Here is a 12,246-nt window from a genome sequence, read left to right on the forward strand (position 1 = left end):
GCGTCACCGCGTGTAGTCCGGCGCCGGCAGGGGCGCTGGCGTCGGGTTGAGCGCGACCCAGCGGACGGCCAGTTCGCAAAGGTCCGCGCCGGCCCCTTCGGAGGTCTTGATCTCGGCGGCCAGCCGCGCGGCCCGGTCGCGATCGGTGGGGGGCAGAGGCTCGCCGGAACCGATATGCGCCAGGAAGGCGCGCAGCATCTTGCGGTAGTCGGCGTCCCAGTTGGCGGCGCCATTGCCGTCGATCTCGTTGGTGACCTTTCCCGTGATGCGGATCACCTCGCCCTGCACGGTGGAGGCCGCGCCGCGGGAGGGAACCAGCAGTTCCCACAGTTCCTGGTGCTGATCCTGCCAGCGGGCCGATCTGGCGACGATCGGCGCGCGCTCGTCATGCATGAGCCGGTGCGGGACGGGCGGAACCTCGAACAGCGCGTAGAGCCGGTCGAGCCCGGCGCTGGTCTCTTCCAGAAAGTCGGGATTGAAGCCCTGGCGGTGGAACTCGAAATTCTCGCCGATGCGCTGGACAAAGGCCTGCATCTGCGGCGTGACGTTGGCGCGGTCGCCGGACTTGCCCGTGAAGCGTCTGAAGAGCTCGCCCAGACCCTGCTTGCGCGGCGGCTCGGCCGCCAGCAGCAGCTCGGCGACCCCGGCCATCGCCGCGATCTGGGCGTTGCTGCACCGCTGCAGGCCCGCGACCAGGGGCGTCAGCCCGGCGGTGTCGAGCACGTCGGCCCGTGCGCCGCGCTCGAGCAGCCGGCGCACGGCGTCGAGATTGGCGAACTGGGCGGCGTGGTGCAGCGGCGTGGCGCCGTCGTTGTCGAGGACGTGCACGTCGGCGCCCAGCGCCAGCAGGGTCTCGACATTGCCGAACAGGCTGGAGGCGCGGTTGTGCAGGGGCGTGCGGCCGTAGGTGTCCTTGGCCTCGATATCGGCGCCCTGGCCGACCAGCCAGCGCGCCAGATCGTCGGAGCAACTGTGGAAGCCCAGGGCGGTCTGCTTGCCGTAGCCGCCCCGGGCGTCGAGTTCGCAGGTCTCGAACACCGCCTGCTGCGCGGCGAGATCGCCGGCCTTCAGCAGCGCGTCGAAGTCCTTGGGCAGCAGCTTCTTCTTGGCCTTCGGCATCGTCGTCCTTCTCGATCGCCGGTGAACGAGCAAGGCTATGCCAACCGCATGGCGACCTGCGAAGGAGTATTGTCACGATGACAATACTCCTTTTGCTTCATGGATCATTGCCCGTTACCGCTTGAGCCTCACGCAAGAGGAGGCTCCGGTGCGGATCGCGGTTCTGACGTTCGATGGCTACAACGAGCTGGACTCGTTCATCGCCGCGGCGATCCTCAATCGCATGAAGGCCAAGGGCTGGGCGGCTTACATCACCGCGCCGACGCCGGAGGTCACCTCGCTGAACGGGGTGACGGTGCAGCGCCAGCAGCCCCTCGAATTCGCCGCCGAGGCAGACGCCGTGCTGATCGGCAGCGGGTCGAAGACCCGAGAGATCGCCGCCGACGCGGACCTGCTGTCGCGGCTGACGCTGGACCCCTCGCGCCAGCTTATCGGCGCCCAGTGCTCGGGCACGCTGCTGCTGGCCAAGCTCGGCCTCGTCGGCGACCTGCCGGCCTGCACCGATCTTACGACCAAGCCCTGGGTGATCGAGGCGGGGGTCCAGGTGCTGGACGCGCCGTTCGTGGCTCACGGCAATGTCGCCACCGCCGGCGGGTGCCTGGCCTCGCAGTATCTGGCCGCCTGGACGATCGCGCGGCTGGCGGGCCTGGCCGAGGCCGAGGAGGCCATCCGCTACGTCGCGCCGGTGGGGGAGAAGGACGTCTACGTCGCCCGCGCCCTTGCGGCGATCACGCCGTTCCTGCCGGCCGAAGACGTCGCCGCCTGATTTTCGGGAGAAGCCCCATGCGCCAATGGACCATCGACGCCTTTGCGTCCGCCCCCTTCAAGGGCAACCCGGCCTGCGTGGTCGAGCCGTTCGATCGCTGGCCGAGCGACGCCTGGATGCAGGCCCTGGCGGCCGAGAACAACCAGGCCGAGACGGCCTTCCTGCTGAAGACCGCCGACCCGGCCCGCTACGGCCTGCGCTGGTTCACCCCGGCCCGGGAGGCCCCGCTGTGCGGTCACGCCACGCTGGCGTCGGCCCACGCCCTGTTCGCCGAACTGGGCGCGGACGTCGAGGTGCTGGCCTTCGACACCCTGTCGGGCGAATTGCGCGTGCGGCGGGACGGCGAACGGCTGGAGATGGACTTTCCGGCCAATCCGCCGCGCCGGGTCGAGATCCCGGCGGGTCTGGCCGACGCCCTGGGCGCGCCGGTGGTCGAGGCCTGGGCCGGCGCCTATCTGGTGGCGGTGCTGGAGGACGAGGCGGCCGTGCGGCGGCTGGAGCCGGATTTCGCCGCTCTCAATCGCCTCGAAAGCGAGGCGACCGACGGCAAGGGCCAGGTCATCGCCGTCGCCTTGGCCGATGCGGGCCGGCCCTATGCGGTGGTCAGCCGCTTCTTCGCGCCGGCGGCGGGCATCCCGGAGGATCCGACCACGGGCTCGGCCCACTGCATCCTGATGCCGCTCTATGGCGACAAGCTGGGCAAGACGGCGCTGGAGTTCCACCAGGCCTATCCGGGCCGGGGCGGGGACCTCTCATGCGAAAGCCGCGGCGCGCGCGTGATCCTGCGCGGCCGCGGCCTTACGGTGGTGGAAAGCCGGCTCCGGGTGGAGCCGGCCTTCTAGTAGCTGTTACCAGCGACCGCGGTGGTCGTTGCGGTCGCCGCGGCCGTAGCCTTGGCCGTAGTCGCGGTCATGACGCTCGTAGCGGATCTGGGCGCTGATGCGGTCCAGGCGACGGTCGAGGTCGGCGCGTTCCCAGCCGTTCAGGCCGCCGGCGCGGTAGCGGTGCTCGAGGCGGGCCACTTCGCGCAGTTCGCCGTTCAGGCGGCGGGCTTCCTGGCGGTTCAGGTCGCCGTTGCGCACGCCGCGGTCGATCCGCTGCTCAAGCTGCGCCTGGCGCTGGTTGATGGGCTGGGCCATGGCCGCGGCGGGGAGGGTGGCGGCCGCCAGGGCCGAGACCGCAACGATCGGGAGAATGATCTTCTTCATCGGTTCGGTTCCTTCTCAATCTGATCCGCCGTCCTTGTCGGCGGCGTTGAGGAGAAGAAACCACGTCCCGCCTGAAGCGGTTCTGAGCCCGTCGTTATGTTGGGTTCATCTACCTGAGGGCGTCCCTGGACAAGCTCAGGACGAGGGAGAGGTCAGGCGGCGGCCGCCATGCGGGCCGCGGCGGCCACGGCGTCCTCGATGGCGGCGTAGAGCTTGGTGACCTCGATCGGCTTGGCCACGTGGCCGTCCATGCCGGCGGCCAGATAGCCCTCGACCTGGTGGACCAGGGCGTTGGCGGTGACCGCCACGATCGGGGTGCGGGCGCGGCCCTCGGCGGCTTCCAGCGAACGGATGGTGCGGGCGGCCTCGACGCCGTCCATCACCGGCATGTGGATGTCCATCAGGATCACGTCATGACCGCCGGCGCGCCAGGCCTCGACGCAGGCCGCGCCGTCGGCGACCAGCGCCACCTCGGCGCCCAGCGGGGCGAGGACGGCGGCGATGACCTTCTGGTTGGTCAGGTTGTCGTCGGCGGCCAGCACGCGCAGACGGCGGCCGGCGGCGGCGTCGGACGGCTCGTCGACCGGAGCGGCCTGGGCGATCTCGCCCTCGCCGCGCGGCATGGCCACGACGACGGTGAAGGTCGAGCCCTGGCCCTCTCGGCTCTGGACGTGAATGCCCCCGCCCATGACGGCGGCCAGTTCGCGGCAGATCGACAGGCCCAGGCCCGAACCGCCGAAGCGGCGGGTGGTCGAGCTGTCGGCCTGGACGAACTTGTCGAACAGGCGCGGCAGGATGTCGGTGGCGATGCCGATGCCGGTGTCGGTGACGTCGATGCGCAGGCCCGAGCCGTCCTCGGCCGAGGCGAAGCGGACCGAGACCGCGCCCTCCAGCGTGAACTTCAGGGCGTTGGACACCAGGTTGTTGAGGATCTGGCGCAGGCGATCCACGTCGCCGTGCCAGCCGCCCAGGGCTTCGGGGGCGACCATGACGCCGAAGTCCAGGCCCTTGTCGCGGGCCTGGTCGACGAAGGTCTCGCGCAGCGAGGAGGCGAGGGTGGAAAGGTCGAAGTCGCGCTCGACCAGCTCCAGGCGGCCGGCCTCGATCTTCGACAGGTCGAGCACGTCGTTGAGCACGGCCAGCAGCAGGCCGCCGGACTCGCGGATCACCGACAGGCGCTCGCGCTGCTTGGACGACAGGTCGTCCATGGCCATCACTTCGGTCATGGCCAGCACGCCGTTCAGGGGGGTGCGGATCTCGTGGCTCATATTGGCCAGGAAGTGCGACTTCAGCACGTTGGCGGCGTTGGCGTCGTCGCGCGCCTTGACCAGTTCGCCCATGGCCGAGCGCAGGTCGTGGTCGTTGGCCTCGAGGCGGGCCACCAGGTGGTTGAAGCTGTCGGTCAGGCTGTGGAAGACGTCATCGTCGCTGGCCTGCTGGACGGGGCTGTAGCGGCCGCCCTGGGCCATGTCGTGCATGGCGTCCGACAGCCGCTGCATCGGCTTGGTCATCCGCCGGGCCAGGCTGTTGGCCAGAAGGATGGCCAGGCCCGCGGCGCCGAAGAACAGGGCGCCGGTCAGGGCCAGGTCGCGGGCCAGGATCTCGACCAGGCTCGGCTGGCGCGCCACCAGCGACAGTTCGCCGACCTTGCGGCCCGACAGGGTCACCGGACGGGTCAGGGTCTCGACGTTGTCTTCGTTCTCGACGCCGATGCGGGCCACGATCTGGCCCGAGGTGTCGGTGAGGCGGGCGCCGGCCACGTGCGGGGCCTTGATGACCGCGTCGAGGGCCCGGCTGGCGCCGGCGGCGTTATGGTCGGCGAGAGAGGAGGCGGCGCCGGCGGCGACCATCTCGGCCAGGACGCGATGGTTCTCGCGGGCTTCCTGGCGGGCGACGCTCCACTGCTGGAGCATGAAGCACAGGCATGCGGCGGTCAGGGCGGCGATCGTCGTGCCCAGCGCAACGCCGGCGATCCGCGCCTGTAAAGGCGCGTGAGCCGAAGTTTCGGAGATGTGCCTCGTGTCGTCCATGGGCCTTCCGGCAGGTCAAGCACGCGCATTTTGCCGGCAGGTTCCTAACGCTTCGCTTCCAGCCCCAGGTGCAGTCGCGACAAAACAACGCTAGGGCGCATTTTCGATTGCGGCGACATTAATGATTCGTTTACCTTTTGACTCGGTTCTCTGGAGGAGTCGGGTACGTGGAAAAAGTGTTTGTTGCTCAACGTGTCGCCAACAAGTTGTTTGCGACCGAAAACGCCGTCGATGCGGCGATGGTGAACGCCGCCGAACTGATGTCGGACATGCTGAAGGCCCGTAAGGACCTTGGTCTGTCGGCCGTCGTCGGCGACAAGGCCAGCGCGAAGCTGGTCGAGGCCCTGGCCGCGCTGGGAGAAGCCCGCAGCGCCATGGTCGGCATGCACAACGAGCTCAGCGAAGTGAAACTCCGCGTGGGTATCCGCACCAAGCTCGCGGGTGTGGAAGTCAAGGAAGACAACGTCACGACCACCGGTCAGAAGTCGACGGACCTGCGCGGCGTCGCCTGACGGCGAAGTTGCAAGACTTTAACTTAGCAAGGCCCCTAATTTGCGTTAGGGGCCTTGCGCATGTTTGGAAACCTCATCGCCGTCGTCATATGGGGCGCGATCATCGCGCTGGCGGCGCTCGCGTGGGCGAAGGGCGGTAAGGCCGAACGGCTGGCCGCCCTGGCGGTGGTGATCGGCAGCGTCGGCGTTTCGGCCATCCACCTGCTGCTGCCGCCGGCGATCCAGCCGGTGATTCTGCTGATCGACGATGCGGCCCTGGCGGTAGTCTTCCTGCTGCTGGCCATGCGTTTCGTCAGCGCCTGGCTGGGCGTGGCGATGCTGCTGCAGGCGGTGCAGTTCAGCCTGCACGCCTACTACCTCGTGGCCGAGAAGGCGCACGACAACCTCTACAAGATGGTCAACAACATCAACACGATCGGGGTGCTGGCCTGCATCCTGCTGGGCACGATCCTGGCCTGGCGCCGCAAGGCCCGTTCCGCAAAATAATTGCCGAGCGCGGACGATCGGTCGCGCCCAGCGGAATAAAATTCCAGAAAATGGCTCTTGCCTTCCGATCGAAAACGGGGTTTTTCGCCGGCGGGCCACGCCCCCCCAACGGGGCGCAGTCCATCTGTAAGGATGGGAGACATCGCCATGACTACCCTCGCCAAGCCGGCAATCCGTCCGGCTCGCCCCGAGTTCTCTTCCGGCCCGTGCGCCAAGCGCCCCGGCTGGTCCCCCGAAAATCTGAGGAACGCGGTCCTGGGCCGCTCGCACCGCTCGAAGCTGGGCAAGGCGCGCCTGAAGGCCGCCATCGACCAGACGCGCGACGTGCTCGAAGTGCCCGCCGACTTCCTGATCGGCATCGTCCCCGGTTCGGACACCGGCGCCGTCGAGATGGCCATGTGGTCGATGCTCGGCGCCCGCCCCGTACAACTGCTGGCCTTCGAGTCCTTCGGCAAGGACTGGGTCACGGACGTCACCAAGCAACTGAAGCTGCCCGATGTCGAGGTGCTGAGCGCCCCGTACGGCGAGCTGCCCGACACCGCCAAGGTCGATCCGGCCAAGGATCTGGTCTTCACCTGGAACGGCACGACCTCGGGCGTGCGCGTGCCCAACGCCGACTTCATCTCGGACGACCGTGAAGGCATCACCATCTGCGACGCCACCAGCGCCGCCTTCGCCCAGGACCTGGACTGGACCAAGCTCGATGTCGTGACCTTCTCCTGGCAGAAGGCGCTGGGCGGCGAGGGCGCGCACGGGATCCTGATCCTGTCGCCGCGCGCCGTGGCCCGCCTGGAAAGCTACGTCCCGGCCTGGCCGATGCCGAAGCTGTTCCGCATGACCAAGAACGGGAAGGTCACGCTCGACCTGTTCGAGGGCGCGACGATCAACACCCCGTCGATGCTGTGCGTGGAAGACGCCCTGGACGCCCTGCAATGGGGCGCCTCGATCGGCGGCCTGCAGGCCATGCAGGGCCGCGCCGACCAGAACCTCAAGGTCCTGGCCGACTGGGTCGAGAAGACCGCCTGGGTCGACTTCCTGGCCGCCAGCCCGGAAATCCGCTCCAACACCTCGGTGTGCCTGAAGGTGGTCGACGCCGAAATCGCCGCCCTGCCGGCCGACGCCCAGGCCGACTTCGCCAAGAAGCTGGCCAGCCTGCTCGAGAAGGAGGGCGCGGCCCTCGACATCGGCGGCTACCGCGACGCTCCGGCCGGCCTGCGCATCTGGTGCGGCGCCACGGTCGAGGCCTCGGACCTCGAAGCCCTGACCCCGTGGCTCGACTGGGCCTTCTCGGAAACCAAGGCGGCGGTCCTGCAAGCGGCCTGACGCTGGTGTTCGCCGACCCCCTCACGCAGCGCCTGGCCGATTTCGTCATCGGCCTCGGCATCGACGTGAGGGCGGGCGAGCTGCCCGACGACACCTTCCTGCCGGGACTGGACATCCGGTTCGGCGGGTTGGTGATCGACGAGCGGCGCCTGGCCCATCCCGGCGACATCCTGCACGAGGCCGGCCACATCGCCGTCACCGAGCCCGAAAGCCGCCAGGCCGAACGGCTCGAGCCCACCGACGGCGAGGAAATGGCCACGCTGGCCTGGTCCTGGGCGGCCCTGACCCATCTGGGTCTGGATCCCGCCGTGGTCTTCCATCCGGAAGGCTACAAGGGCGAGGCGGCCTGGCTGGCCGAGACCTTCGCGTCGGGCGGCGCCATCGGCGTGCCGCTGCTCCAGTACTACGGCCTCTGCGTCGAGCCCCGCCTGGCGGCCGAACGCGGCGTCCCTCCCTTCCCGCACATGCTGCGCTGGCTTCGCTGAGCGCGGCTTTTAAGACAGACATCGCGGCCTGACCGGCCGCCACCGATCAAGGAACTTAGCCCATGGCTCCTCGCGTCCTCATCGCCGACAAGCTCAGCCCCGCCGCCGTCGACATCTTCAAGAACCGCGGCGTCGACTTCGACATCAAGGTCGGCCTGTCGAAAGACGAACTGATCGCCGTCATCGGCGACTATGACGGCATCGCCATCCGCTCGGGCGCCAAGCTCGACAAGGACGTCATCGCCGCCGCCAACAAGCTGCAGGTCATCGCGCGCGCCGGCATCGGCGTCGACAACGTCGACATCCCGGCCGCCACCGCCAAGGGCGTGGTGGTGATGAACACCCCGTTCGGCAACTCGATCACCACGGCCGAGCACGCCATCGCCATGATGTTCGCCCTGGCCCGCCAGCTGCCGGCCGCCGACGCCAGCACCCAGGCCGGCAAGTGGGAAAAGAACCGCTTCATGGGCGTGGAGTTGTACGCCAAGACCCTGGGCCTGATCGGCGCCGGCAACATCGGCGGCATCGTCGCCGACCGCGCCCTGGGCCTGAAGATGAAGGTCGTCGCCTACGACCCCTTCCTGTCGCCCGAGCGCGCCATCGAGATGGGCGTCGAGAAGGTCGAGCTGGAAGACCTGCTGGCCCGCGCCGACGTCATCACCCTGCACACCCCGCTGACCGACAAGACCCGCAACATCCTGTCGGCCGAGAACCTGGCCAAGACCAAGAAGGGCGTGCTGATCGTCAACTGCGCCCGCGGCGGCCTGGTCGACGAAGTGGCCCTGCGCAAGCTGCTGGACGACGGCCACGTGGGCGGGGCTGCCTTCGACGTGTTCGTCACCGAGCCAGCCAAGGAAAACCCGCTGTTCGGTTCGGACAAGGTTGTGGCCACCCCGCACCTGGGCGCCTCGACCTCGGAAGCCCAGGAGAACGTGGCCCTGCAGGTCGCCGAGCAGGTCAGCGACTACCTGCTGACCGGCGCCGTGACCAACGCCCTGAACAGCCCCTCGGTCAGCGCCGAGGAAGCCCCGAAGCTGAAGCCGTTCGTGGCCCTGGCCGAGAAGATCGGCGCCCTGGCCGGCCAGATGGTCGACTTCGGCATCAAGGCCATCGACATCGCCTTCGAAGGTGAAGTCGCCGCCCTGAACGTCAAGCCGCTGACCTCGGCGGCTCTCGCCGGCGTGCTGAAGCCGATGCTGGCCGAGATCAACATGGTTTCGGCCCCGGCCGTGGCCAAGGAGCGCGGCATCACCGTCTCCGAGAGCCGCCAGGAAAAGAGCCCGACCTACGACTCGCTGCTGCGCGTGACCATCACCACCGAGAAGGGCAAGCGCGTCTTCGCCGGCACGGTGATCGCCGGCGCCCCGCGCGTCGTCGAGGTCAAGGGCATGGAGCTGGACGCGGGCTTCTCGCCGGCCATGCTCTACATCAACAACCTGGACAAGCCGGGCTTCATCGGCGCGCTGGGCATGCTGCTGGGCGAAGCGGGCGTCAACATCGCCACCTTCAACCTCGGCCGCGTCTCGGCCGACGAGGACGCCATCGCCCTGGTCGGCGTCGACCAGGCCCCGAGCGAAGAGCTGCTGGCCAAGATCCAGGCCCTGCCGCACGTGAAGGAAGCCCGCGCGCTGACCTTCTGAGGGTGACCTGGCGGTGGATGGAGGGACACTTCCTTTCACCGTTCTCTTCCTGCCTTCCTGGGCCTTGTGCCCAGGATCCATCGTTCAGCCGCTCAGACTTCGCCGGAAACGGTCGAGGTCTGAGCTGTTTCTGGCATGGACCCTCGCCACAGGGGCGAGGGAGGCGGGAAGGGGGGAGCAGTTGCGCCACGCCGATGCAGATCGCGTGCAGAGCCCGACAAGAATGGCCGCGCAAGCGTCGCCGCCATTTTCAAGCCCCAGGTGAGCGGCTAGGGCAGGGCTCGCGTCTCTCCAGGAGCCCTGATGTCCCGCAGCTTCAAGCGCAAGATCAACTGGCTGGCCTTCGCCGTGTTCGCGGCGGCCGCCGCCTACGCCTTCTGGAAGGCGGTCACGCCCGGCGACGACAGCGTCGGGCTGATCCCGTGGGACAAGGCCAAGCACTTCATCGTCTTCTACGTCCTGGCCGTGCTGGGGTGCCTGGCCATGCCCAAGAGCCGGCTGTGGCGGATCGGGGCGGTGCTGGTGGCGTTCGGCGCGCTGATCGAGGTGGTGCAGCACTTCGTGGGCCGCGACATGTCATTCGGCGACCTGATCGCCGACTTCTGCGGGGTGTCGGCGGCCTATGCCTACAGCGTGGTGGGCGTGATCCGTCGCAAGCTCCCCGCCGGCCGAGCTTGATCGGCCGAGCTTGACCGTCGTTACGGGGGCGCTCACCACTGCGGCGTGAAACCGTTTCCGCCGCTCAAGACCGATTCCGACGACATGCTGCACCTGGACGCCCTGCGGGCGCTGGGGGCGGTGCTGATCGTCGTCTTCCACTTCAACCGGTTCATCAATATCGACGGCCGCTGGCAGGCGGTGGACGACACGGTCAAGAGCTTCAGCCTGCTCGTCGACCTGTTCTTCGTCATCTCGGGTTACGTGATCAGCGCCGTCTATACGGGCCGGATCCGCACGGTCTCGGACTTCCGCTGGTTCCTGCAGAAGCGAGTGGCGCGGCTGATGCCGTTGCACTGGCTGACCCTTGGCGTGTTCGTGGTGATCGCCGTCGCCGGGGTGGTGGGCCTGATCAACGACCGCGACCCCAGCCGCTACGACCCGGCCTGCGTCGTGCCCAACCTGCTGAACCTGCAGGCCTTCGGCATCTGCCGGGCCCAGACCTTCAACTTCGTCAGCTGGTCGATCAGCGCCGAGTGGGCGATGTATCTGATCCTGCCGGTCCTGCTGTGGCTGGCGGGACGGGGGACGGCCTGGCTGACCCTGGCCACGGCGGCGATCCTGGCGGCGCTGTTCGCCGTGCCGCTGTTCGTGCCAGCCGCCAGCCAGCCCTTCCACATGTGGACCGCCGACTTCGGGATCGCCCGCGCCGCGCCGGGCTTCATGATCGGCATGATCGCCTATGGGATTCGTGGACCGCTCGCCCGGCTGCCGGGCGCCCGCTGGTGGTTCTTCGGATCGTGCGTCGGCTTCGTGGCCGGCGCGGCCGTGCAGCTGGACCGCGGCATCCTGCTGTTCGCCTGCTACGCCGTCGGTCTGCTGGGCGTGGCGGCCGACAACGCGCCGGTCAAGGCCGGCTCTGTCGTGCGCTGGCTGGCGCCGTGGGGGCAGCTTTCCTACTCGATCTACATGCTCCACCCGATCGTGCTGAAGATTGCCTTGAACTGGGTGGGCCTTGGCATGCTGCAGCTGACCGGCGACGTCATGCGCCTGTGGTGCCTGGCCTGGGGGCTGGCGCTGATCCCGGTCAGCTATGCGTCGCTGACATATTTCGAGAAGCCGGCGCGGGATGCGATCGCAGGGTGGGGGAAGAAAAAGAAACCTCTCCCATAGGGAGAGGGAGGGGCCCGCCGCGAAGCGGTGGGAGGGTGAGGGGTTACACCCTCGACCGCCGAAACCCCTCATCCTCCCACGCCTGCGGCGCGGGCCCCTCCTTCTCCCTATGGGAGAAGGGTTGGACGGTGGGAGAAGGTCACGATCTGGATACGTGATCCACGAAGGCCGGCAGTTCGGCTATCGAAGCCAGCTCGACGTAGCGTTCATGCCCGACCGGCGCTTCGGCCGCCTCATGCGCCCAGACCAGCGGGTAGGGGATCAGGGCCCCCCAGGCCCCGGCCTCGAGCGCCGGCAGGATGTCGGACCGCATCGAGTTGCCGGCCATCAGGGCCTGCTCGGCGCCCGTGCCGTAGCGCTCGAACACCCGGCGATAGGTGCCGGCGTCCTTCTCCGAGACGATCTCGACGGCGGCGAACAGGTCGCCGAGCCCCGAGGCCGCCAGCTTCTGCTCCTGGTGCAGCAGGTCGCCCTTGGTGATCAGGATCAGGCGGTAGCGCTTGGAAAGCTCGGCCAGGGCCTTTTCGACGCCGGGCAGGGGCTCGACCGGCTCGGTCAGCATCTCGCGGCCGACGGCCAGGATTTCGCGGATCACCCGAGTGGAGACCGCGCCGTCCGTCAGGTCCAGCGCGGTCTCGATCATCGACAGGGTGAAGCCCTTGGCCCCGTAGCCGTAGACCCGGAGGTTCTTCTTCTCGGTCACGGCCAGCTGGGCGTTGATCCGCTCCTCGTCGCCGAATTCCGCCAGCAGTTCGACGAACCGCTGGTGCGACAGGCGAAACAGCGTCTCGCAGTGCCAGAGGGTGTCGTCGGCGTCGACGCCGACCGTGGTGATGAGGCTCATGTC

The 12,246-nt window shown here is 68.5% G+C and carries 13 protein-coding genes; 9 read left to right on the forward strand and 4 right to left on the reverse strand.

What is annotated here, in order from left to right:
• Positions 1-3 precede the first annotated feature (3 nt).
• A complete protein-coding gene (locus AC2YHT_RS08330) occupies positions 4-1,119 on the reverse strand; it encodes an ankyrin repeat domain-containing protein (protein ID WP_487289124.1) in 1,116 nt (371 codons plus the stop codon).
• A 148-nt stretch (positions 1,120-1,267) separates the two neighbouring features.
• On the opposite strand from AC2YHT_RS08330, the gene AC2YHT_RS08335 reads away from it, so the two are divergent.
• Both AC2YHT_RS08335 and AC2YHT_RS08340 read left to right on the forward strand, forming a co-directional pair.
• Positions 1,268-1,885: a DJ-1/PfpI family protein gene (locus AC2YHT_RS08335; protein WP_487289125.1), complete on the forward strand. Its 618-nt coding sequence runs from the start codon at positions 1,268-1,270 to the stop codon at positions 1,883-1,885.
• A 17-nt stretch (positions 1,886-1,902) separates the two neighbouring features.
• Positions 1,903-2,727 (forward strand): PhzF family phenazine biosynthesis protein, encoded by an 825-nt coding sequence (locus AC2YHT_RS08340; RefSeq protein WP_487289126.1) that lies wholly within the window; start codon positions 1,903-1,905, stop codon positions 2,725-2,727.
• Between the two features lie 6 nt (positions 2,728-2,733).
• Here AC2YHT_RS08340 and AC2YHT_RS08345 read toward each other — a convergent pair whose 3' ends face one another.
• On the reverse strand, positions 2,734-3,093 hold the full coding sequence (locus AC2YHT_RS08345; RefSeq protein WP_487289127.1) for a hypothetical protein: 360 nt from the start codon (positions 3,091-3,093) through the stop codon (positions 2,734-2,736).
• Positions 3,094-3,245: 152 nt separating this feature from the next.
• Positions 3,246-5,123, reverse strand: coding sequence for an ATP-binding protein (locus AC2YHT_RS08350; RefSeq protein WP_487289128.1), 1,878 nt, complete (start codon positions 5,121-5,123; stop codon positions 3,246-3,248).
• 167 nt (positions 5,124-5,290) lie between these two features.
• Between AC2YHT_RS08350 and AC2YHT_RS08355 the strand changes: the two genes are divergently transcribed.
• The 7 genes from AC2YHT_RS08355 to AC2YHT_RS08385 all read left to right on the forward strand — a co-directional run bounded on the left by AC2YHT_RS08355 (position 5,291) and on the right by AC2YHT_RS08385 (position 11,399).
• Positions 5,291-5,635: a hypothetical protein gene (locus AC2YHT_RS08355; protein ID WP_110121613.1), complete on the forward strand. Its 345-nt coding sequence runs from the start codon at positions 5,291-5,293 to the stop codon at positions 5,633-5,635.
• A 60-nt stretch (positions 5,636-5,695) separates the two neighbouring features.
• The gene (locus tag AC2YHT_RS08360) at positions 5,696-6,121 is read left to right on the forward strand and encodes a hypothetical protein (protein WP_487289129.1); all 426 of its coding nucleotides are present in this window, start codon (positions 5,696-5,698) and stop codon (positions 6,119-6,121) included.
• 147 nt (positions 6,122-6,268) lie between these two features.
• Positions 6,269-7,444 carry a phosphoserine transaminase gene (locus tag AC2YHT_RS08365; protein WP_110121611.1) on the forward strand — a complete coding sequence of 392 codons (1,176 nt, stop codon included), beginning with the start codon at positions 6,269-6,271 and terminating at the stop codon, positions 7,442-7,444.
• Positions 7,445-7,449: 5 nt separating this feature from the next.
• Positions 7,450-7,929: a hypothetical protein gene (locus AC2YHT_RS08370; RefSeq protein ID WP_487289130.1), complete on the forward strand. Its 480-nt coding sequence runs from the start codon at positions 7,450-7,452 to the stop codon at positions 7,927-7,929.
• A 62-nt stretch (positions 7,930-7,991) separates the two neighbouring features.
• Complete coding sequence (gene serA, locus AC2YHT_RS08375; RefSeq protein ID WP_487289131.1) at positions 7,992-9,569, forward strand: phosphoglycerate dehydrogenase; 1,578 nt, start codon at positions 7,992-7,994, stop codon at positions 9,567-9,569.
• 303 nt (positions 9,570-9,872) lie between these two features.
• A complete protein-coding gene (locus AC2YHT_RS08380) occupies positions 9,873-10,247 on the forward strand; it encodes a VanZ family protein (protein ID WP_110121608.1) in 375 nt (124 codons plus the stop codon).
• Between the two features lie 45 nt (positions 10,248-10,292).
• Positions 10,293-11,399 (forward strand): acyltransferase family protein, encoded by a 1,107-nt coding sequence (locus tag AC2YHT_RS08385; protein ID WP_487289133.1) that lies wholly within the window; start codon positions 10,293-10,295, stop codon positions 11,397-11,399.
• A 139-nt stretch (positions 11,400-11,538) separates the two neighbouring features.
• Here AC2YHT_RS08385 and AC2YHT_RS08390 read toward each other — a convergent pair whose 3' ends face one another.
• Complete coding sequence (locus tag AC2YHT_RS08390) at positions 11,539-12,243, reverse strand: HAD family hydrolase (protein ID WP_487289134.1); 705 nt, start codon at positions 12,241-12,243, stop codon at positions 11,539-11,541.
• Positions 12,244-12,246: the final 3 nt, after the last annotated feature.

The sequence above is a fragment of the Caulobacter sp. SRI_008 genome (assembly GCF_057586355.1).